Raw genomic sequence first — 19,454 nt, forward strand, 5'->3', positions numbered from 1 at the left:
GTGAAGCGAATAGCGGCATTGATATTAGTTGCTGCGGTCTCGCTCACCGCATGCCGTGGTGGCGACACCACCACGGATGCGGGCGGCATCAAGACCGACATCGGCGTCACCAAGGAACCGTGCAAGGACGCCATCGACAAGGCCAAGGGCTGCATCTATCTCGGCATCATCTCCGACCTGACCGAGGGCCCGTTCAAGGCGCTGGCCGTGCCGATCACCGACGCGCAGAAGGCGTTCTGGAAGCGGGTCAACACCGCGGGCGGCATCGGCGGCTACGAGGTCGACGTCACCACCTACATCCGGGACAACAAGTACAACCCGCAGGTGCACAAGGAGGTCTACGACCAGATCAAGGGCAACATCCTTGCGCTGGCGCAGACCTTGGGCTCGCCCACGACAGCCGCGATCCTGGCCGACATGAAGGCCAGCAACATCGTGGCCGCCCCGGCCGCGTGGACGTCGGCCTACGCGTTCGAGGACGTCATCATCGAATCCGGTGCGAATTACTGCATCGAGTCGATGAACGCCATGGACTACGCCGCGGACAAGTACAAGCCCAAGAGCGTTCTGTCGATCCACTACGCCGGTGACTATGGCGACGACGCGGCCGCAGGTGCGAAGATCGCCGCCGAGAAGCTGGGCATGACCTTCTCTCACCTGAAGACCGACTCGGGTGCCGACAAGCAGGCTGGCGCGATCGCCGAGATCATCGCCAAGAAGCCTGATCTCGTCCTGGTCACCACCGGCCCGACCGAGCTGGCCACCATCGTCGGCCAGGCTGCCGCTCGCGGCTTCACCGGCCGCTTTATCGGCACCAGCCCGACGTGGAACCCGGCCCTGAACGCCAGCGCCGCGGCGCCCGCCCTGGCCGCCCTCTACGAGCAGAGCGCGCCGTGGAACAACTGGGCCACCAACACCCCGGGCCACGAGGCGATGCGCAAGGCTCTGCCCGGTGTGACGCCCAGCGATGGCTACACCTCGGGTTGGGTCTGGTCCTACCCGCTGAAGGCTGCACTGGCGAAGGCCGCCGCCAACAAGGACCTGACCCGGGCGGGCCTGCTCGCCGCGGTGAAGTCCCTGGAGTCGGTGGACTACGAGGGCATGCTGCCCGCGACCGCCGGCAACTACAAGGCCGGCGCGGCCGGTCAGCTCAAGATGACCGCCTTCTACAAGCCGGACAAGACGGCCCCGACCGGTGGCGTGATGGTCCAGGACCTCAAGGTCGGCAAGACCGCCGAGGCCTACAAGCTAGAAGGTCCCTGCTTCGCCAAGCTGTAACGGCTTTTAGCGCTGGAAGCACGGACAGGTCGTTCGCCGCACGGGAGTTGCGGCGAACGACCACCACGGACCGGCGCAAAAATATATAGATAGGCAAAGAAAAGCGCCGCAGCCCAAGAAAGGCTGCGGCGCTTCGCTTTCGGTCTAGTTAGAACTCTCGGCGAGCTCGAGGAACTTCTTCTTGGTGTTGAGGGCCTGCTCGGCTTCCTTGATGCGCTTGGCGTCGCCGGCTGCCTGGGCGCGCTCGAGGCGGGCCTGGGCCTCAGCAACCTGGTCGCGCATCTGGGTGAGCAGTGGGTTGGCCGACGGCTCGGTGCGCCGCCAGGCAGCGTCCATGGCCTCGCGCACCCGCTCCTCGACTGCCCGCAGGCGACGGTCGAGACTGGCCATTGACTCGCGCGGCACCCGGCCGGTGTCGTGCCACTGGCCGAGGATCTCGCGCATCGCGGCCTGGGCGCCCTTGGGGTCGGACTCGATGTCGAGCGACTCGGCCTTGGTGAGCAGCTCCTGGCGGCGGGTCAGCGCCTGCTTCTGCTCGGCGTCACGCTCGGAGAAGATCTGCTTGCGGCGGTTGAAGAAGACGTCCTGGGCGGCGCGGAACCTTTCCCACAGCTTCTGCTCGGCTTCCTTGGAGGCGCGCGGGGCGGCCTTCCACAGGTCCATCAGCTCGCGCAGGCGATCGGTGGTGGCCTTCCAGTCGGTCGACTCCGACAGCGCCTCTGCCTCGGCTACCAGCTCGTCCTTTGCCGACTGGGCCTGCTTGCGCTGCGAGTCGAGGGTGGCGAAGTGGCCGCCGCGACGGCGGGTGAAGCTGTCGCGGGCGACGGAGAAGCGCTTCCACAGCTCGCCGTCGGCCTTCTTGTCGACGCCGCGGATGGTCTTCCACTCGTCGAGGATCTCCTTGAAGCGGTCGCCGGTGGCCTTCCAGCTGGTGGACTCGGCCGCGAGCTTCTCGGCCTCCTCGACCAGCGAGGTCTTGCGGGCAACCGCCTCGGCGCGGGCCGTGTCGCGGGCCGCTTTGGCCTCGGCGGCCTTCTCCTGGGCGACGCTGATCAGAAGGTCGAGGCGCTGGCCGAGACCGTCGAGGTCGCCTACCACGTGGGCTTCGTCGAGCCCGCCGCGCAGACGCTTGGCGGTGGTGAGGGTGTGCGCCGCGTCAGCAGCGCCCGAGCCCAGACGTGTCTCCAGCAGGACGACCTCGGTGAGCAGGTCCTCGTAGCGCCGGACAAAGTGAGCGAGACCCTCTTCGGGCGTGCCCGCCTGCCATGATCCGACGGTACGCTCGCCTGCGGAGGTCTTGACCCAGACTGTTCCGTCGGCGTCCACCCGGCCGTAGCTCGCCCAGTCGCTCATCTTCGATCCCTCGTTCTTCCCGGCGTCTGCTTTGTAACAGCTCGCCGCCATAGCACAGTGGTCCCGCAGCCCATTCTGCCCTGACCCATGTTTGAGCAGTGACCGCATGCGACCTTACGGCGTATATGGTCGGCACGCATCAGGTCAGGAGTCCAGTCAAGGGCACGATCCGGTTACGTTTACGTAATGAGTGTGATCGCGGTCGCCGGGCCAACAGCCGCGGGAAAGTCCTCGCTGTCGCTGGCGCTCGCCCACGCCTTGGGTGGTGAAGTTGTCAATGTCGACTCTATGCAGCTCTACCGCGGGATGGACATCGGCACAGCCAAATTAAGTGTGGCGGAAAGAGATGGTGTTCCGCATCACCTGCTGGACATATGGCCCGTGACCCAACCGGCCAGCGTCGCCGAGTACCAGGTGCTGGCCCGTCGCGCCATCGATGACATTCTGGCCCGGGGCCGGGTGCCGTTGCTGGTCGGCGGCTCAGGACTCTATCTGCGCGCCGTTCTCGAAGATTTCATTTTTCCGGGTACCTCTTCCGAGTTGCGCGCCGCCCTCGAAGCGGAGCTGGCCACGACCGGGCCGGCCGTCCTTCACCAGCGGCTGGCCGGGCTCGACCCGCCGGCCGCCGCCCGGATCCTGCCCACCAACGGCCGCCGGATCGTGCGGGCGCTCGAGGTCATCGAGCTGACCGGGCAGCCGTTCACGGCCTCGCTGCCCGCGCCGACACCGGTATATAAGGTGCTGACGCTGGCAGTCGATCGCGCTGACCTTGATGAACGCATTGCGCGTCGGGTGGATCTGATGTGGGAGCAGGGCTTGGTTGATGAGGTTCGGGCGCTTGAGGCCCAGGGTCTGCGCGACGGGCTGACCGCCAGCCGCGCCCTCGGCTACCAGCAGGTCCTGGCCTACCTGGCAGGCGAGTGCACCGAGCAGGAGGCGCACGCGGCGACGGTTCAGGGCACGAAACGCTTCGTGCGCCGGCAACGGTCGTGGCTGCGTCGCGACAGTTCGATAGTCTGGCTTGACGGGATGGCGGCCGGCCTGGCCGACCAGGCTCTCGCACTAGCGCAGAAGTCGGCGGCAGGAAATTCGCAATGAAATTTACCAAAGGGCACGGAACAGGAAACGACTTCGTCATCGTGGACGAATCGGTTGAGCTGAGCCCAGATCTCGTGGTGGCGCTCTGCGATCGGCGCTTCGGCATCGGCGGCGACGGCGTGCTGCGCGTGGCGCGCGAAGGCGCCCGCTACTTCATGGACTACTGGAACTCAGACGGCTCCCTGTCGGAGATGTGCGGCAACGGCGTTCGGGTTTTCGCCCGGTACCTGTGGGAGACCGGTCTTGCGTCGGGTTCGCAGATCGAGGTGGCGACCCGGGCCGGGGTGCGCACGGCCTACCTGGAGTGGGACGGCATCCGCGTCGACATGGGCGCGCCAAGGATTCTGGGCATCTCCCGGGACGGGCTCGCGATCTCCATGGGCAACCCGCATCTGGTGTACGAAGTGGACAGTGTCGACAAGATAGACCTGTCCCGCCAGCCCGCGTACGACGATACCTTCTTCCCCGAAGGGGTGAACGTTTCCTATTTCGAGCGGGTGGGCGAGGGACACGTGCGGATGCGGGTCTACGAGCGCGGCTCGGGCGAGACCTTCTCCTGCGGCACCGGCGCCACCGCGGTCGGGGTGGCCGCGCTGCACCATTTGGGCGACGCCACGGGTGCGGTAACCGTCGATGTCCCCGGCGGCCGGTTGCGGGTCACCGTCGATGAGCAAACCTCCTGGCTGGCCGGGCCGGCGGTGCTGGTGGCCACCGGTGAGGCCGACCCGGCTAGCTTGACGGGTCGACCTGTGAGTCCAGCGGAGCACCCGTGGCCGCAAGGGAGACAGCGCGCACAGCGCTAGCCACCGCCGGAGCCACCTTGGGGTCGAAGACGCTCGGCACGATCACGCTCGGGTTCACCTTGTCCTCGCCGACGGCGTCGGCGATCGCCTGCGCCGCGGCCAGCGCCATGTCGATGGTGAACTCGCGGGCTTGCGCGTCGAGCATGCCCCGGAACACACCGGGGAAAGCCAGCACATTGTTGATCTGATTGGGCTGGTCCGACCTTCCCGTCGCGACCACCGCGGCATGCTCGCGTGCCGCGCGCGGATCGACTTCTGGATCCGGGTTCGCTAGCGCGAAAACGATGGAGCGCGGGGCCATCCGGGCAATGTCGTCGCCGGTGAGGATGTTGGGCGCGCTCACTCCGATGAAGACATCCGCGCCCACGAGCGCGCCGGCCAGATCGCCCGAATAGTTCTCGCGATTGGTGTGCTCGACCAGCCACGCCCAGTTCGGCGTGAGATCGGGCATCCCGCGGTGCAGGACGCCGCGCCGGTCGTTCGCGATGATGTTGCCAACCCCTTGGCGCAGAAGGAGTTTCATGATGGCGGTGCCGGCGGCCCCGGCGCCCGAAACGACGACGGTGACGTCGCCGAGTTTCTTGCCCACCACGCGAAGCGCATTGGTCAACGCGGCGAGCACACAGATCGCCGTCCCGTGCTGGTCGTCGTGAAAGACCGGAATATCAAGCAATTCGCGAAGGCGCGCCTCAATCTCGAAGCATCGCGGGGCGGCGATGTCCTCGAGGTTGATACCGCCGTACACGGGCGCGATGGCCCTGACGATATTGACGATCTCGTCGGTGTCCTGGGTGTCCAGACAGACCGGCCAGGCGTCCACCCCGCCGAACCGCTTGAACAGCGCGGCTTTGCCCTCCATCACCGGCATCGCGGCGAGCGGGCCGAGGTTGCCCAGCCCCAGCACGGCCGACCCATCGGTGACCACGGCCACGGTGTTGCGCTTGATGGTCAGCCGCCGCGCGTCCTGCGGGTTCTCGGCGATGGCCTGGCATACCCTGGCCACGCCCGGGGTATAAGCCCGGGAGAGTTCATCCCGGTTCCGCAATGCGATCTTCGGGGTGACTTCGATCTTGCCGCCTAGATGCAGGAGGAACGTGCGGTCCGAGACCTTGCGCACCTCCACCCCGGCGAGGGCCTTGAGCGCCTCGACGACCTGGTCGGCGTGCTTGCTGTCCGCGGTGTCACAGGTCAGGTCGGCGACCACCCGAACATGATCGGAGTCGACGACGTCGAGCGCGGTGACGATCGCCCCCGCCTCGCCCACGGCGGTGGTGACCCGGCCGATCGCGGAGGCGTCAGCCGTCACCGCGACGCGGATGGTGATCGAAAATCCAGCGCTCGGGAGCCGGATGGAGGCCACGGTGCCACCCCTCTTGAAAGAAAGTGTCTGCAGAATGCGGTCGCGCTCCACACCTACCACATGCCAGCATCGAGGGTGAGGAGGCAAACTTGCGTACTAATCATCAAATAGAGGAACAAGCGGATGAGGTCTCGCTCGAGCTGGAGGAAAGGCACGCGATGCGTCGTGTGGCCGGTCTGTCCACCGAGCTGGCCGATGTCACCGAAGTCGAATACCGGCAGCTTCGCCTCGAGCGCGTAGTTCTGGTCGGGGTTTGGACCACCGGGACCATCGTCGACGCTGAGAATTCCCTCACCGAGCTTGCCGCCTTGGCCGAGACCGCCGGCTCCCAGGTTCTGGAGGGCTTGATTCAGCGGCGTCAGCAGCCGGACGCGGCGACTTTCATCGGTCGTGGCAAGGTCGATGAGCTTCGGGCGGCGGTGGAGTCCAGCGGCGCCGACACGGTCATCTGTGACGGTGAGCTTTCACCGAGCCAGCTGCGAAACCTGGAACAGCGCACGAAGGTCAAAGTGATCGACCGGACGGCGCTGATTCTGGACATCTTCGCCCAGCACGCGAAGAGCAAGGAGGGCAAGGCGCAGGTCGAGCTGGCGCAGCTGCAGTATCTGGTACCAAGGCTGCGGGGTTGGGGTGAAGCCCTTTCCCGGCAGGCCGGTGGTTCGGCCAGCGGCTCCGGTGGAGGCGTGGGTCTGCGCGGGCCGGGTGAGACGAAGCTCGAAACGGACAGGCGGCGCATTCACACCCGTATCTCCAAGCTCAAGCGTGAGATCGCTGAGATGAAGACGGTACGGGAAACCAAGCGCGCCGATCGCAGGCGTAAGTCTGTTCCGGCTGTAGCCATCGCCGGCTACACCAACGCCGGAAAGTCGAGCCTGCTCAACCAGCTCACCGGGGCCGGAGTGCTGGTGCAGGACGCGCTTTTCGCCACTCTTGACACCACCACCAGGCGCGACACCACCCGCGACGGCCGCGAGTTCACGCTCTCGGACACCGTGGGATTCGTTCGGCATCTGCCGCACCAGCTCGTCGAGGCGTTCCGCTCGACGCTGGAGGAGGTGGCGCAGGCCGATCTGGTGCTGCACGTGGTGGACGGCGCTCACCCCGATCCGGAGGAGCAGGTGCGCGCGGTGCGCGAGGTGCTCGCCGAGGTTGGCGCTGAACGCATCCCCGAGCTGTTGGTCGTGAACAAGGTCGACGCCGCGGCGCAGGAAACGCTTTTGCGTCTGAAACACGACTGGCCAGAAGCGATCTTCGTTTCCGCCCGCTCCGGGGTGGGGCTCGACGAGCTGCGTTTGGCGATCGAGGAAAGGCTGCCACGCCCCGCGATCGAGCTGCTTCTCCTGGTTCCCTACGACCGGGGTGAGCTGGTCGACCGCATCCACCGCAAGGGTGAGGTACTTGAATCCGTTCATGCCGAAGGTGGCACCCGACTGCGGGCGCGGGTCGACGCTGAGCTGGCCGCTGAGCTGGCTCCGTTCGCTTTGACCGGCGAGGAGTGGATCAAGGTGGGCACGCTGGGGTAGGCAACTGGCCACAACGGTGTGTCAGACTGTCCCGATGCAGTTCACGGGAGCTCGGGTCGTTCTTGTTGCGCTGACAGGCGCGCTGCTCGCTGCGGTGCCTGTCAGCGCCGCTGCGGCTGCGCCCACGCCAGCGCCCACCCCCACCGCCGTGGCTGGGGCCAACGACGCCAAACGCGGCAGCACTGTCTGCACGATCGCTGACAAGAACGCCATTGAGCTGTCCGGTCTGGTGGTGGCCAACGGTTTCCTCTACGCGGTCAACGACAGCTCCGACACCGCGGCGCGCAAACGCGTCTTCAAGTTCGACAGCGCCGACTGCAAGCTCGTGGGAACCCCGTTGGCGTTCCCCACGCCCGGCCCGGCCGACCCCGAGGACCTGGCGATAGGGCCGGACGGCACGATCTGGATCGGTGACATTGGTGACAACACCGGGGTGCGGGCGACCGTCGCGGTGTGGAAGATCGTCGACGACAAGATCGACGGGCCGTACCGTATGTCCTATCCGGACGGTGCCAAGCCCAACGCGGAAGCGCTCCTGATCGGCAGCGACGGTCTGCCCATCATCATCACCAAGCCGACCAGCGGCCCGGCCAAGATCTACGTTGCCACCAAGCCACTGGAGAAAGGCACCCCCGCCGGCGTCCCCCTCAAACTGGCCGGCGAGGTGACCCTGCCCAAGACCGAGACGGAAAACGTGTTCGGGGCGGCGGGACGGGTGGCCGTCACCGGTGCGGCCATGTCGACGGACAAGACCAAGGTCGCGCTGCGCACCTACGCCGACGCCTTCGAATGGACCGTGACCAACGGCGACATCATCGGCGCGCTGACCCAAGGCAAGCCCCGGATCACGCCGCTGCCGATGGAGCCGCTGGGCGAGTCGATCGCTTACTCCGCCGACGGCACCAAGTTCCTCACCGTCTCGGAGACCGATCGGCTTGCCGAGGACAAGCGCAAGCCCGATGTGCTGAGCTACGTCCCCAACACCGCGACCCAGACCTCGCCCGCGGCCGCGGCGCCGCAAGCTCCCGCCGCGGAGAAGGCTTGGTGGTCTTCGCTGGTCTCCAGCACCGATCGGCTCTACCTGCTCATCGGCTCGGTGGGCGTGGTCGGCCTGCTGCTGGTGCTGCTGGGAGTCTTCGGCATCCTGCGCTCCCGCAAGCGGGGCAGCGACGATGACGAGGACGAGGAGCTGGCCGAGGAGACGCGCCTGATCCGCAACGTTCACCCGAATCAGGGCTATCCGCCGCAGGGCGGCGAATTCTACGACCAGGGCTATGGGCAACAGCCCGGCTACGGCTACCAGCAGCCGGGCTATGGCTACCCCAACCAGCAGCCGGGATACCCGCAGCCGAACCAGCAGGGGTATCCGGGTCAACAGGGCTATCCGGATCAGGGCGGCTATCCGCAGCCAGACCCGGGTTACCCACCGCAGCCCGGTTACGGACAGCAGCCGAACTACGGTGGCCAGCCGGGCTACGGCCAGCAACCCAACTACGGCTACGGGCAGCAGCCACCGCCGCCGTATCAGGAGCCCCAGCAGTACCAGTACCCCGACCAGGGCTACGGGCAGCCCCCGCAGCAGTATCGGTGAGCTTGAGCTACGGCAGCCGCCGCATCACCGCGACGACCTTGCCCAGGATCGTGGCCTGGTCGCCCGGGATCGGCTGATAGGCCGTGTTGCGCGGCACCAGCTGAACGTGCCCGTTGCGGATGCGGTAGACCTTCACGGTGGCTTCGCCATCGATCATCGCGGCGACGATGTCGCCGTTTTCCGCGGTGGGCTGCTGGCGCACAACCACAAAGTCGCCGTCGCAGATTGCCGCCTCGATCATCGAGTCGCCCTTGACGTGAAGCGAAAAGAGGGTGCCCTGCCCGACCAGCTCGCGAGGCAGCGGCAGCACATCCTCCACCTGCTCCTCGGCCAGGATCGGGCCACCGGCGGCGATGCGGCCGAGCAGCGGCACATAGGCCGGCGTGGGCCGGGCGATGCGGGCGCCATCGTCGTCATCGGACGGTCCGCGCACGTCGACAGCGCGCGGGCGGGACGGGTCGCGGCGCAGGAAGCCTTTGCGCTCAAGCTCTTTGAGCTGATAAGCCACCGACGACGGGGAGACCAGGCCCACCGCGTCACCAATTTCGCGCACGGTCGGGGGATAGCCGTATTGCTCCACCCATTCCCGGATAACCACCAGGATCCGTCGCTGCCGGCTGCTCAGATCTGACTCGGCCAGGTCGCTCACGGTGGCGGCCGTGGGCGCCACGGAACGCATCGGCCCTGCGCCTACAGGGGCGGAGGGCGGCCGTCCAGGGCGCGCTCGATCAACTGGGGACATCGCAGACTCCCATTCGCATCTTCGTGACGGCATGACTCTAACCGGACATGACTCAACTTTCAAACATCTGTACGACACCTAGTGCAATCGTACTAGCGTCCTAAAGTGCGGCGCGCGACACACCGTGTCGCGACTTGAATCGGATGCGATCCGAGCCTAGGGTCAAGCCACAACATCTTGTGGTGACATCCGGCTAATCCTCTATAGATTGGGGTTAGCGTCGTGGGATGGTCACTATCTGTGATCACAAGCGAAGGGTGGGTGTGACGTGCGGTGCCCATACTGCCGCCATCCGGATTCCCGGGTCGTCGACTCGCGCGAAGCCGATGATGGCGCGCTGATCCGGCGCAGGCGGCACTGCCCCGAGTGCGGAAAACGGTTCACCACGGTTGAGGAAGCGGTGCTCGCGGTCGTCAAGCGCAGCGGTGTCACCGAGCCCTTCAGTCGATTGAAGATAATGAATGGGGTGCGCAAGGCCTGCCAGGGTAGGCCGGTGGCCGAAGACGCCATCGCCCTGCTGGCGCAGCGGGTGGAAGACGTGGTGCGGGCCCGCGGCGCCGCCGAAGTCCCCAGTCAAGAGGTGGGCCTGGCCATCCTGGGCCCACTGCGCGAGCTCGACGAGGTCGCGTACCTGCGATTCGCGAGCGTGTATCAGGACTTCCAATCAGCGGACGACTTCATCCGCGAAATAGACAATCTCCGAGCATCCAAAAAAGACGACGGTCAGCAAGGGGGCGAATGATGGGGGAAAGCAACACTGCAAGTGCCAAGCGCAACCGGGCAAGTGGTGGCCTGCGCATCGAGCGGGTATGGACGACTGAGGGCGCCCATCCCTTCGATGAGGTTTCCTGGGAGCGCCGCGATGTCGTGATGACCAACTGGCGCGACGGATCGATCAATTTCGAACAGCACGGTGTGGAATTTCCGGACTTCTGGAGCGTCAACGCTACAAACATCGTCACCACCAAATACTTCCGGGGCGCGGTGGGCACCCCCGAACGCGAGTGGAGCCTCAAGCAGCTGATCGGCCGGGTCGTCAAGACCTATCGCAACGCCGGTGAGAAGCACGGCTACTTCGCTACCGCCGATGACGCCGAAGTCTTCGAGCACGAGCTCGCCTGGATGCTGTTGCACCAGGTGTTCAGCTTCAACTCCCCGGTGTGGTTCAACGTGGGCACCGCCTCGCCTCAGCAGGTCTCAGCGTGTTTCATTTTGTCCGTTGACGACTCTGTCGACTCGATTATGGACTGGTACAAAGAAGAAGGCCTGATTTTCAAGGGGGGCTCGGGTTCGGGCATCAACCTCTCCCGGATCAGGTCGAGCAAGGAGCTGCTTTCCTCCGGCGGCACGGCTTCCGGGCCGGTGAGCTTCATGCGCGGCGCCGACGCTTCGGCGGGCACCATCAAGTCCGGCGGCGCGACCCGGCGGGCGGCGAAGATGGTCATCCTCGACGTGGACCATCCCGACGTGGAGGACTTCATCGTCACCAAGGCCCGTGAGGAAGACAAAATCCGGGCCCTGCGCGACGCCGGCTTCGACATGGACCTCGGTGGTCAGGACATCGTCAGTGTCCAATACCAGAACGCCAACAACTCCGTGCGGGTCTCCGACGAGTTCATGAAGGCGGTCGAGGCGGGCAAGCCCTTCGATCTGGTCGCGCGCCTCGACGGCAGCGTCATCAAGACCGTCGACGCGAAGACCCTGTTCCGCAGCATGGCCCAGGCGGCGTGGGAATGCGCCGACCCGGGCATCCAATACGACGACACCATCAACCACTGGCACACCTGCTCCGAAACGGGGCGCATCACCGCAAGCAATCCCTGCTCCGAGTACCTTCATCTGGACGACACGTCATGCAACTTGGCGTCGTTGAATCTGATGAAGTTCCTCAAGGCCGACGGCACGTTCGACATTGGACAGTTCACCAAGTCGGTGGAGCTGGTCATTACGGCGATGGACATCTCCATCTGTTTCGCCGACTTCCCGACGGTGAAAATCACCGAAAACACCAGAGCCTATCGCCAGCTGGGTATCGGATACGCCAACCTCGGCGCGCTGCTGATGGCCTCCGGGCTGCCCTACGACTCCGACGGCGGTCGATCGCTGGCCGCCGGCATCACGGCGCTGATGACGGGTACGGCCTATCGCCGCTCGGCAGAGCTGGCCGCGGTGGTCGGCGCCTACGACGGCTACGCCCGCAATGCGTTGCCGCACAAGAAGGTCATGACCCTGCACGCCGAGGCCGCCCAGGCGCTCAAGCCCCACGGCCCGGTCGCGGCGGCAGTGGCCAAGGCGGCGCAACGCGAATGGCAGGCCGGCAACAAACTCGGTGAGAAGCAGGGCTGGCGCAACGCGCAGGCGAGCGTGCTCGCGCCGACCGGCTGCCTGACCGGCGACACCCTGGTGACCACCGACCGTGGCCTGATGCGGCTCAGCGAGATCGGCGATGTCTACGGCGACCGTTGGCAGAGCTTGGACATGCAGGTCTCGACCGACGAAGGCCCGCGCCAGGCGACGAAGTTCTTCGTCAACGGCGAGGAGCCGACGCGGCGCATCGTCACGCAGGCCGGTTACCGGATCCAGGGCACGCTCGCCCACCGGATCAAGGTGGTCGACCGTGACTCGGGAAGCTGGGTGTGGAAGCGCCTTGCCGACATCGCCGCCGGTGACATCGTGCCGATGCAGATGAAGACCCTGGTCGGCGGGCCGCGGCGGGTGCCGTTGCCAGTTCTCGATCAGGCCTACTACACCGGCGATCGTGGCATCCGGGTGCCGGACGCGATGGACTGCGAGCTGGCCGAGCTCGTCGGCTACTTCATGGGCGACGGAAGCTTGCACGCCAAGGGAATCAGGCTGTCCGTTGCCGACGCCGACCTCGATGTGGTGGAGCGGCTGCGGATTCTGAGCAAGAGCCTGTTCGGGCTCGAGCCGGTCGTCACCCAGGCTGAGGGCTACCAGGAGGTCGTGCTGCAGTCGGTGCGCCTTGCCCGTTGGTGGCAGGCCGCCGGTTTCGCCAAGGACCTGCCGGGCCTTGACCACTCGGGCAAGGGCTGGACGCCACGGGTCCCGTCGGCGGTGCTGGAGAGCAACGACGCCGAGGTCTACGCGGCGTTCCTGCGCGGCCTGTTCGAGGCGGACGGTTCGGTGACCGGTCACGTTCCGGCGCTGTCCACGGCAAGCGACCGGTTCGCGGCGGAGCTGTCCACCATGCTGCTGGCGCTGGGCATCGCGACCACTACTCGTAGGACCGAAAGCGGCTGGGGCGGCGACATCCATCAGGTAAGGGTGCGCAACCTGGATCACGCCCTGAACTTCGACGAGACGGTAGGGTTCCTCGGCGACCGCAAGAACTCGCTGCTGGCCGGGCTTGAGCCGGATCCGTCCGGCTACAAGAGGGACAGGGTCTACCTCCCGTCCGCGGCGTGGGAGGAGCTGATCCCGGCTGGGCATCGCCTGCGCAACTCCGCGCAGCTGTCCTTGAAGAAGTCCGGTGGGGTCAGCCGTTTCGTGGCCCGCCGGGTCTTTGAGGAGACCTTCGACCCGCGCCTGGGTCACGCTCTGGGCTACCTGTTCGAGACCGTGGAGGCCAACGAGGACGGCGGAATCCAGCCGACCTACGACCTCTCGGTTCCGGAGAACGTGACCTACGTGGCCGGCGGCTTCGTCAGCCACAACACCATCGGCTTCATGATGGACTGCGACACGACGGGTGTGGAGCCCGATTTGGCGCTGGTGAAGTTCAAGAAGCTGGTCGGTGGCGGATCGATGCAGATCGTCAACCAGACCGTGCCGCGGGCGCTGCGCAACCTGGGGTACCAGGAGGAGCAGATCGAGGCGGTCACCGAGTTCATCGCGGCGCACGGGCATGTGGTGGACGCACCCGGGTTGAGGAGCGAGCACTATCCGGTCTTCGACTGCGCGATGGGTGAGCGGTCGATCGAGCCGATGGGGCACGTGCTGATGATGGCCGCGGTGCAGCCGTTCATCAGTGGCGCGATCAGCAAGACGGTGAACATGCCCGAGACGGCGACGGTGGAAGACGTCGAGAAGATGTACTTCGACGGCTGGCGGCTGGGGCTCAAGGCGCTGGCGATCTACCGGGACAACTGCAAGGTGGGGCAGCCGCTCAGCGTGGGTGGCAAGAAGAAGGAAGCCGCGCCCGCAGAGCCGGAGAAGGCGGTCGAGAAGGTCATCGAGTACAGGCCGGTGCGCAAGCGCCTGCCCAAGAAGCGCCCGTCGCAGACGGTGTCCTTCGCGGTCGGTGACGCGGAAGGTTACCTGACCGCATCGTCCTACCCGGACGATGGTCTGGGTGAGGTGTTCCTGAAGCTGGGCAAGCAGGGCTCGACGCTGGCCGGGGTGATGGACGCGTTCTCGATCGCGGTGTCGGTGGCGTTGCAATACGGCGTCCCGCTGCGCACCTATGTCGAGAAGTTCATGAACATGAAGTTCGAGCCGGCCGGGATGACCGACGACCCGGACATCCGGTTGGCGAACTCGGTCATGGACTACATCTTCCGGCGGCTCGCGCTCGACTTCCTTCCCTACGAGCAGCGCGCGGAGCTCGGCGTCTTCACGGCGTCGGAGCGCCGGGCCCGCCTTGAGGCGGAAGAGGCCGGGGTCGAGTATCAGCCGTCTGCCGTCGCGCAGGATGAGGAGCGACCGGCGTTGCCGTCGGGCCGGGTGGGCTCGTCCACCGAGGCCTTGGAAGCCTTGATAGGTAAGGCTTCCGACGCGCCGCTGTGCTACACCTGCGGCACCAAGATGCGCCCGGCGGGCAGCTGCTACGTGTGCGAGGGGTGCGGCTCCACCAGCGGCTGCAGCTGAGATAGCTAAGCCGAACGGCCGCCCGGTAGCCAAGAACCGGGCGGCCGTTTTTTCGTCCTTGCTGTATGCTCGTAGACGAGTATACGGGCGCGAGGAGTGTGTCATGGCGAAGCGGCGGAAGGTGGGCAACCTGCTCGCTCTGGCGCTGCTTGCCCTTCTTGCGCCGGGGCGGCCGATGCATCCGTACCAAATGGCAGGGATTCTTCGCCGCACGGGCAAAGAGCAAGACATGAAGATCAAGTGGGGCTCGCTCTACACGGTCGTCCAGAACCTGGAGAAGCACGGCCTCATCGAAGAGACGGGCAGTCAGCGGGAAGGCCGACGACCCGAGCGCACCGTTTATGCGATCACCGACGCGGGGCGGGCCGAGGTGCGCGACTGGCTGCGTGAGCTGGTCGCCGAGCCGGAGCCGGAGCTGCACAGGTTCGAAGCCGCGCTATCGGTGCTGGGCGTGCTGCCACCCGACGAGGTCATCGAGCTGCTGGCGGCGCGGCTGCGCGCGCTTGACGAAAACATTGCGCGACAGCGCAAAGCGCTCAAACAGAGCGAGCAGGTTCCGCGCCTGTTCCTCGTCGAGGCCGAGTACGCGCTGGCGATGACCCAAGCCGAAGCCGCGTGGGTGAGCGGGCTGCGCAAGGAGCTGATGGATGGCTCGCTTGCCGGGATTCAGCAGTGGCGCGACTACCACGAGACCGGCGAGCCGATCAGCGACTGGGAGCGGCTGCTGGAAGAGGAATGACGAAGAAGCCCGGCCGCGGTGTTGCAGCACCACGGCCGGGACCAGAGCACGAACACATCACCCGTGAAGAGGAGATTTGTCATGCAAGTCGAGGCTACCAACCTCGTCAAAACGTATCCATCGGGCGTGCGTGCGCTCGACGGACTGAGCCTGGCTCTGCGAGCCGGCGAAGTTTTCGGGCTGCTGGGCCCGAATGGGGCCGGAAAGTCCACGGCCATCAAAATCCTGACCACCCTCGCCCGGCCCGACAGCGGCAGCGCTTCTGTGGCCGGGCATGACGTGACGCGCCATCCGGAGCGGGTGCGCCGCGCGATCGGCGTGGTGGCGCAGCGTTCCGGAGCCGACCCGATGGCCTCCGGCCGCGACAACCTCACCCTGCAGGGCCGTCTCCATCGGCTGCGGGGCGTGGCGCTCAAGCGGCGTGTCGACGAGTTGCTGGACCGCTTCGGCCTGGCCGAGGCGGCGGGACGTGCGGTGCGCACCTACTCCGGCGGCATGCAGCGCCGCCTCGATGTGGCCATGGGCCTGGTCCACCGGCCGGTCGTGCTGTTCCTCGACGAGCCGACCACGGGTCTGGATCCCGAGGCGCGAACGGCCCTGTGGCAAGAGATCGGGCAGCTGGCCGGGGCGGAGGGCCTGACCATCCTGCTGACCACCCACTATCTCGAGGAGGCCGATCGGCTGGCGGATCGTCTGGCCATTGTGGACAGTGGCCGGGTCGTTGTCAGCGGCACTCCCGCGCAGCTCAAGGGCGAGCGGTCGCTCGACGACGTGTACCTGCAGTACGCGGGAGGGATCAGATGATCGCCGACACCTGGTGGATGACCCATCGCCAGCTCAAGGCGCTGGTGCGCCAGCCCGCTGTGCTGGTCATCACGCTCGTGCAGCCGATGGTCTGGTTGTTCCTGTTCGGCAACCTGTTCCGGCGCGTGGTCGAGCTGCCCGGCTTCGGTACTGCGTCCTATTTGGACTATCTGGTGCCGGGCGTGGTGGTGATGAACGCCGTGTCGGCGAGCATGTGGGCGGGAATGGGCACCATCGAGGAGATCGAGCGCGGCACCATGAATCGCTTCCTCACCACCCCGGTCAACCGGGCGGCGATTATGAACGCCAACGTGATCGTGCAGGCCGTCAGCACCGGTATCCAGTCCACGCTGATAGTGCTCATCGGCTCGGCGGCCGGCGCGCACTACACAGGCGGCGTCTCCGGCTCGATCACGCTCGTGCTGGCCTCGATGCTGCTGGGCATCGTCTTCAGCGCGCTGTCCAATGTGCTCGGTATGACGTTGCGGCAGCGGGAAAGCATCATCGGCCTGAGCATCTTCCTCCTGCTGCCGCTCACCTTCCTGTCCACCGCGTTCATGGCCAAAAGCCTTATGCCGGGCTGGATGCAGGCCATCGCCACGGCGAATCCGGTGAACTGGGCCCTGGAAATGGCCCGCGGCACCCTCCCGCTGGCCGGCGGCTGGCTGCTCGTGCTCGCGGCGCTCATGGTCTGGCTATCGACCTTCACCTTCCGGTCCTATCAGAAAACGGTGTAGGCCAATGGAAAAGAAGCGATTCAAGCTGATGCCCGAGATGGAGGGCACGATGGCGCGCTGGTATGCGCGGCAGCGAGGCACGCGCAGTCAGCTCGACGCCTACCGGATCCAGGCGGAGCGTCTGGCCGGAACATTGCCTGCCGGGGCAAAGGTTTTGGAGATCGCGCCGGGGCCGGGCTATTTCGCCGTCGAGCTGGCCAGGCACGACCATATCGAGGTGACCGGGCTGGATGTCAGCCGCACCTTCGTGCAGATCGCCGCGGAGAACGCTCAGCGGGCAGGGGTAAAGGTGGACTTCAGGCAGGGCGATGTCGCCGGAATGCCGTTTGCGGCAGAATCATTCGACCTCGTCATCTGCCAGGCCGCGTTCAAGAATTTCGCCGAGCCAGGCCGGGCTCTTTCTCAGATTTATCGGGTACTGCGCCCAGCCGGCCTTGCCATCATCGAGGACATGAGCCGGGAGGCGTCACGCGCGGACATCGCCGCAGAGGTGGGCGGGATGCGCCTGAGCGGGTTCAACGCCTTCATGACCAGGCTGGCCCTGGCCGGGCTGAGGCGGCGGGCCTACTCGCCCGAGCGGTTCCGCGAGCTGGTGGCCGCGAGCCCCTTTCGCACCTGTGAGATCCACACGGAGGGCATCGGCCTGGAGGTGCGCCTGACAAGGCATCCCTGACATGCCAAGACGCCGGCCGGTCTCACCCGAATGGGGAGGCCGGCCGGCGTCCGGTATGGACTGTCAGCGGGCGGTGACAAAGACCCGCGACGCGACCTCACGGGGCAGCCTGATCTGATCGCTGCCCTGGTCGATGCGGACGCCGTCTCGCTCCTGAGCCACCGTGACCGTCGTGCCCGGATCGATGCCTGCCGCGTGCAGCTGGCGCAGCACCTCGGCATCGGTCTGCACGCTTTCGCAGATGCGGCGCACCACGACCGGGCCGGTCAGGCCGGGGAAGGCGAGGTTTCGCTCGGTGGGGCCAAGGGCCGGCGCGTCTTTGGCGGCGGTGTCGAGGGCGTCGAGACCGGGAATCGGATTGCCATAAGGGGAACGGGTCGGGCGGTTGAGCATCTCGTAGACCCGCTTTTCCACCGCGTCGCTCATCACATGCTCCCAGCGGCAGGCCTCATCGTGCGCCTCCTCATAGGGCATGCCGATCACGTTGACCAGCAAGAGCTCGGCGAGCCGGTGCTTGCGCATCACCGCCACGGCGTGGGCACGGCCGTTTTCGGTGAGGGCGAGATGCCGGTCGGTCTCGACCACCTGTACCAGGCCATCACGCTCCATGCGGGCCACGGTTTGGCTGACGGTCGGACCACTCTGGTGCAGCCGCTCCGCGATGCGCGCCCGCAGCGGTGGCACGCCTTCCTCCTCGAGCTCAAGGATGGTGCGCAGGTACATCTCGGTGGTGTCGATGAGATCGTGTGACATGTGCGGCGGTCCCTCCAAGCGGCTTGCGCAATTCTATTGGGTCCGTGTGACAGGGGTGGTTATCGAGGCCAGCGATGTCAGTGGGGTGAATATTCCTCCAGCAGCGTGGAGACTGCCTGCTTGAGCGCGGCCCGGGTAGCTGCTGGATCATCGAGGGCGCCGCCGACCATGGCGCCGTCGCGAAGCAGCATCAGGGTGGTGGCGGCCTGCTGGGGGTGGGGGTGCCCGGCGTCGGCGAAGAGCTGGCGGAGCCCTTGGTGCACCGAGCGCCGATGCTCGGCGATGAGCACGCGCACCGGATGGTCAGGGTCAGGGTACTCGGCGGCGGCGTTGATGAACGCGCAGCCACGTGTGCCCGGGGTGCAGGCGAGCTCGACCAGCCAGCCGACCAGTGCGCTGATCAGATCGCGCGGGGTTTTTGCTTGCTTCGCAAGCTCTTCCACCTTGGTGCGGACCGCCTGGTGAGTCCGTTCGAGGTAGGCGCGAACCAGCTCGTCCTTGGCGGGGAACTGGCGGTAGAAGGTGGCTCGTGTGATCTTCGCTTCGCTCACCAGCCGGTCAACCCCGACAGCCTGAATGCCTTCGGTGTAGAAGAGGCGGGCTGCCGTGTCGAGCAGGCGGCTGCGGGCTGGGCTGGCCGTGATGCTCACGGCTTTGACAGTAACAGAACGTTCGGTCTACTGTCGGGCGAGCAGTGGAACGATCGTTCTACCCCCGGAGGAGATCACATGAAACCGCTTTACACGGAGTCCGCGACCGCGATCGGTGGCCGCCAGGGCCGCACCACGTCCAGCGACGGCAAACTCGACCTGCAGATGTCCCCTCCCGTTGAGGCCGGCGGCGACGGCGTGGGCACCAACCCGGAGCAGCTTTTCGCGGCGGGATACGCGGCCTGCTTCAGCAACGCGCTGCACACCGTCGCGCGCCGGATGAAGCTCGACGCGACCGGCGCCACCGTGACCGCGGAGGTGAGCCTGGGCGCGATCGGGGAGGGAAGGTACGGATTGTCCGTCGCGTTGCGGGCCGCCCTGCCGGCCACGATCGAGGACGAAGCGGCCCAGAAACTGGTGGACACCACGCACCTGGTCTGCCCTTATTCGAACGCCACCCGCGGCAACATAGAGGTTGAGGTGACCCGTGTCACGCTATGAGTGTTGGTTGTTGACGGTTCAA

At 66.3% G+C, this 19,454-nt stretch carries 16 protein-coding genes and 3 pseudogenes; 14 read left to right on the forward strand and 5 right to left on the reverse strand.

The window, feature by feature from the left end:
• On the forward strand, positions 1–1,278 hold the full coding sequence (locus tag Rhe02_RS32945) for an ABC transporter substrate-binding protein (protein WP_203912342.1): 1,278 nt from the start codon (positions 1–3) through the stop codon (positions 1,276–1,278).
• 144 nt (positions 1,279–1,422) lie between these two features.
• Here the strand turns inward: Rhe02_RS32945 and Rhe02_RS32950 are convergent, their stop codons facing one another.
• A complete protein-coding gene (locus Rhe02_RS32950) occupies positions 1,423–2,631 on the reverse strand; it encodes a DUF349 domain-containing protein (protein ID WP_203912343.1) in 1,209 nt (402 codons plus the stop codon).
• 186 nt (positions 2,632–2,817) lie between these two features.
• Between Rhe02_RS32950 and miaA the strand changes: the two genes are divergently transcribed.
• Complete coding sequence (miaA, locus tag Rhe02_RS32955; RefSeq protein WP_203912344.1) at positions 2,818–3,729, forward strand: tRNA (adenosine(37)-N6)-dimethylallyltransferase MiaA; 912 nt, start codon at positions 2,818–2,820, stop codon at positions 3,727–3,729.
• Positions 3,726–4,532, forward strand: coding sequence for a diaminopimelate epimerase (dapF, locus tag Rhe02_RS32960; RefSeq protein ID WP_203912345.1), 807 nt, complete (start codon positions 3,726–3,728; stop codon positions 4,530–4,532). The genes miaA and dapF overlap by 4 nt, the downstream gene beginning before the upstream one ends.
• Here dapF and Rhe02_RS32965 read toward each other — a convergent pair.
• Positions 4,459–5,892: an NAD-dependent malic enzyme gene (locus Rhe02_RS32965; RefSeq protein WP_203912346.1), complete on the reverse strand. Its 1,434-nt coding sequence runs from the start codon at positions 5,890–5,892 to the stop codon at positions 4,459–4,461. The genes dapF and Rhe02_RS32965 overlap by 74 nt on opposite strands.
• Before the next feature lie 158 nt (positions 5,893–6,050).
• On the opposite strand from Rhe02_RS32965, the gene hflX reads away from it, so the two are divergent.
• Both hflX and Rhe02_RS32975 read left to right on the forward strand, forming a co-directional pair.
• Positions 6,051–7,415 (forward strand): GTPase HflX, encoded by a 1,365-nt coding sequence (gene hflX, locus Rhe02_RS32970; protein ID WP_203912391.1) that lies wholly within the window; start codon positions 6,051–6,053, stop codon positions 7,413–7,415.
• Positions 7,416–7,449: 34 nt separating this feature from the next.
• Complete coding sequence (locus Rhe02_RS32975; RefSeq protein ID WP_203912347.1) at positions 7,450–9,006, forward strand: YncE family protein; 1,557 nt, start codon at positions 7,450–7,452, stop codon at positions 9,004–9,006.
• Positions 9,007–9,013: 7 nt separating this feature from the next.
• Here Rhe02_RS32975 and lexA read toward each other — a convergent pair whose 3' ends face one another.
• The gene (lexA, locus tag Rhe02_RS32980) at positions 9,014–9,781 is read right to left on the reverse strand and encodes a transcriptional repressor LexA (protein ID WP_373320742.1); all 768 of its coding nucleotides are present in this window, start codon (positions 9,779–9,781) and stop codon (positions 9,014–9,016) included.
• 235 nt (positions 9,782–10,016) lie between these two features.
• Between lexA and nrdR the strand changes: the two genes are divergently transcribed.
• From nrdR to Rhe02_RS33020, 8 genes and pseudogenes are all read left to right on the forward strand, one after another.
• A complete protein-coding gene (gene nrdR, locus Rhe02_RS32985; protein WP_203912349.1) occupies positions 10,017–10,490 on the forward strand; it encodes a transcriptional regulator NrdR in 474 nt (157 codons plus the stop codon).
• A pseudogene (locus Rhe02_RS50800) lies at positions 10,487–12,136 on the forward strand (vitamin B12-dependent ribonucleotide reductase); the annotation flags it as partial. The gene nrdR and the pseudogene Rhe02_RS50800, both read left to right, overlap by 4 nt.
• Positions 12,137–12,565: 429 nt before the next feature.
• A pseudogene (locus Rhe02_RS51035) lies at positions 12,566–13,066 on the forward strand (LAGLIDADG family homing endonuclease); the annotation flags it as partial.
• Positions 13,067–13,090: 24 nt separating this feature from the next.
• Positions 13,091–14,575, forward strand: a pseudogene (locus Rhe02_RS50810) (ribonucleotide reductase barrel domain-containing protein); the annotation flags it as partial.
• A gap of 103 nt (positions 14,576–14,678) precedes the next feature.
• Positions 14,679–15,314: a PadR family transcriptional regulator gene (locus tag Rhe02_RS33005; RefSeq protein WP_203912350.1), complete on the forward strand. Its 636-nt coding sequence runs from the start codon at positions 14,679–14,681 to the stop codon at positions 15,312–15,314.
• A gap of 81 nt (positions 15,315–15,395) precedes the next feature.
• A complete protein-coding gene (locus Rhe02_RS33010) occupies positions 15,396–16,118 on the forward strand; it encodes an ABC transporter ATP-binding protein (protein ID WP_203912351.1) in 723 nt (240 codons plus the stop codon).
• Positions 16,115–16,855: an ABC transporter permease gene (locus tag Rhe02_RS33015; RefSeq protein ID WP_203912352.1), complete on the forward strand. Its 741-nt coding sequence runs from the start codon at positions 16,115–16,117 to the stop codon at positions 16,853–16,855. The genes Rhe02_RS33010 and Rhe02_RS33015 overlap by 4 nt, the downstream gene beginning before the upstream one ends.
• A gap of 4 nt (positions 16,856–16,859) precedes the next feature.
• Positions 16,860–17,528, forward strand: coding sequence for a class I SAM-dependent methyltransferase (locus tag Rhe02_RS33020; protein ID WP_203912353.1), 669 nt, complete (start codon positions 16,860–16,862; stop codon positions 17,526–17,528).
• A gap of 63 nt (positions 17,529–17,591) precedes the next feature.
• On the opposite strand, the gene Rhe02_RS33025 is transcribed toward Rhe02_RS33020, so the two are convergent.
• Both Rhe02_RS33025 and Rhe02_RS33030 read right to left on the reverse strand, forming a co-directional pair.
• Positions 17,592–18,281: an iron-dependent transcriptional repressor DtxR gene (locus Rhe02_RS33025; RefSeq protein WP_203912354.1), complete on the reverse strand. Its 690-nt coding sequence runs from the start codon at positions 18,279–18,281 to the stop codon at positions 17,592–17,594.
• A 77-nt stretch (positions 18,282–18,358) separates the two neighbouring features.
• A complete protein-coding gene (locus Rhe02_RS33030; RefSeq protein ID WP_203912355.1) occupies positions 18,359–18,931 on the reverse strand; it encodes a TetR/AcrR family transcriptional regulator in 573 nt (190 codons plus the stop codon).
• 78 nt (positions 18,932–19,009) lie between these two features.
• Here Rhe02_RS33030 and Rhe02_RS33035 point away from each other — a divergent pair, with 78 nt between their 5' ends.
• Positions 19,010–19,432: an organic hydroperoxide resistance protein gene (locus Rhe02_RS33035; RefSeq protein WP_203912356.1), complete on the forward strand. Its 423-nt coding sequence runs from the start codon at positions 19,010–19,012 to the stop codon at positions 19,430–19,432.
• The last annotated feature ends 22 nt before the right edge of the window (positions 19,433–19,454 follow it).

The sequence above is a fragment of the Rhizocola hellebori genome, assembly GCF_016862955.1.
In the GTDB taxonomy this organism is placed as follows: domain Bacteria; phylum Actinomycetota; class Actinomycetes; order Mycobacteriales; family Micromonosporaceae; genus Rhizocola; species Rhizocola hellebori.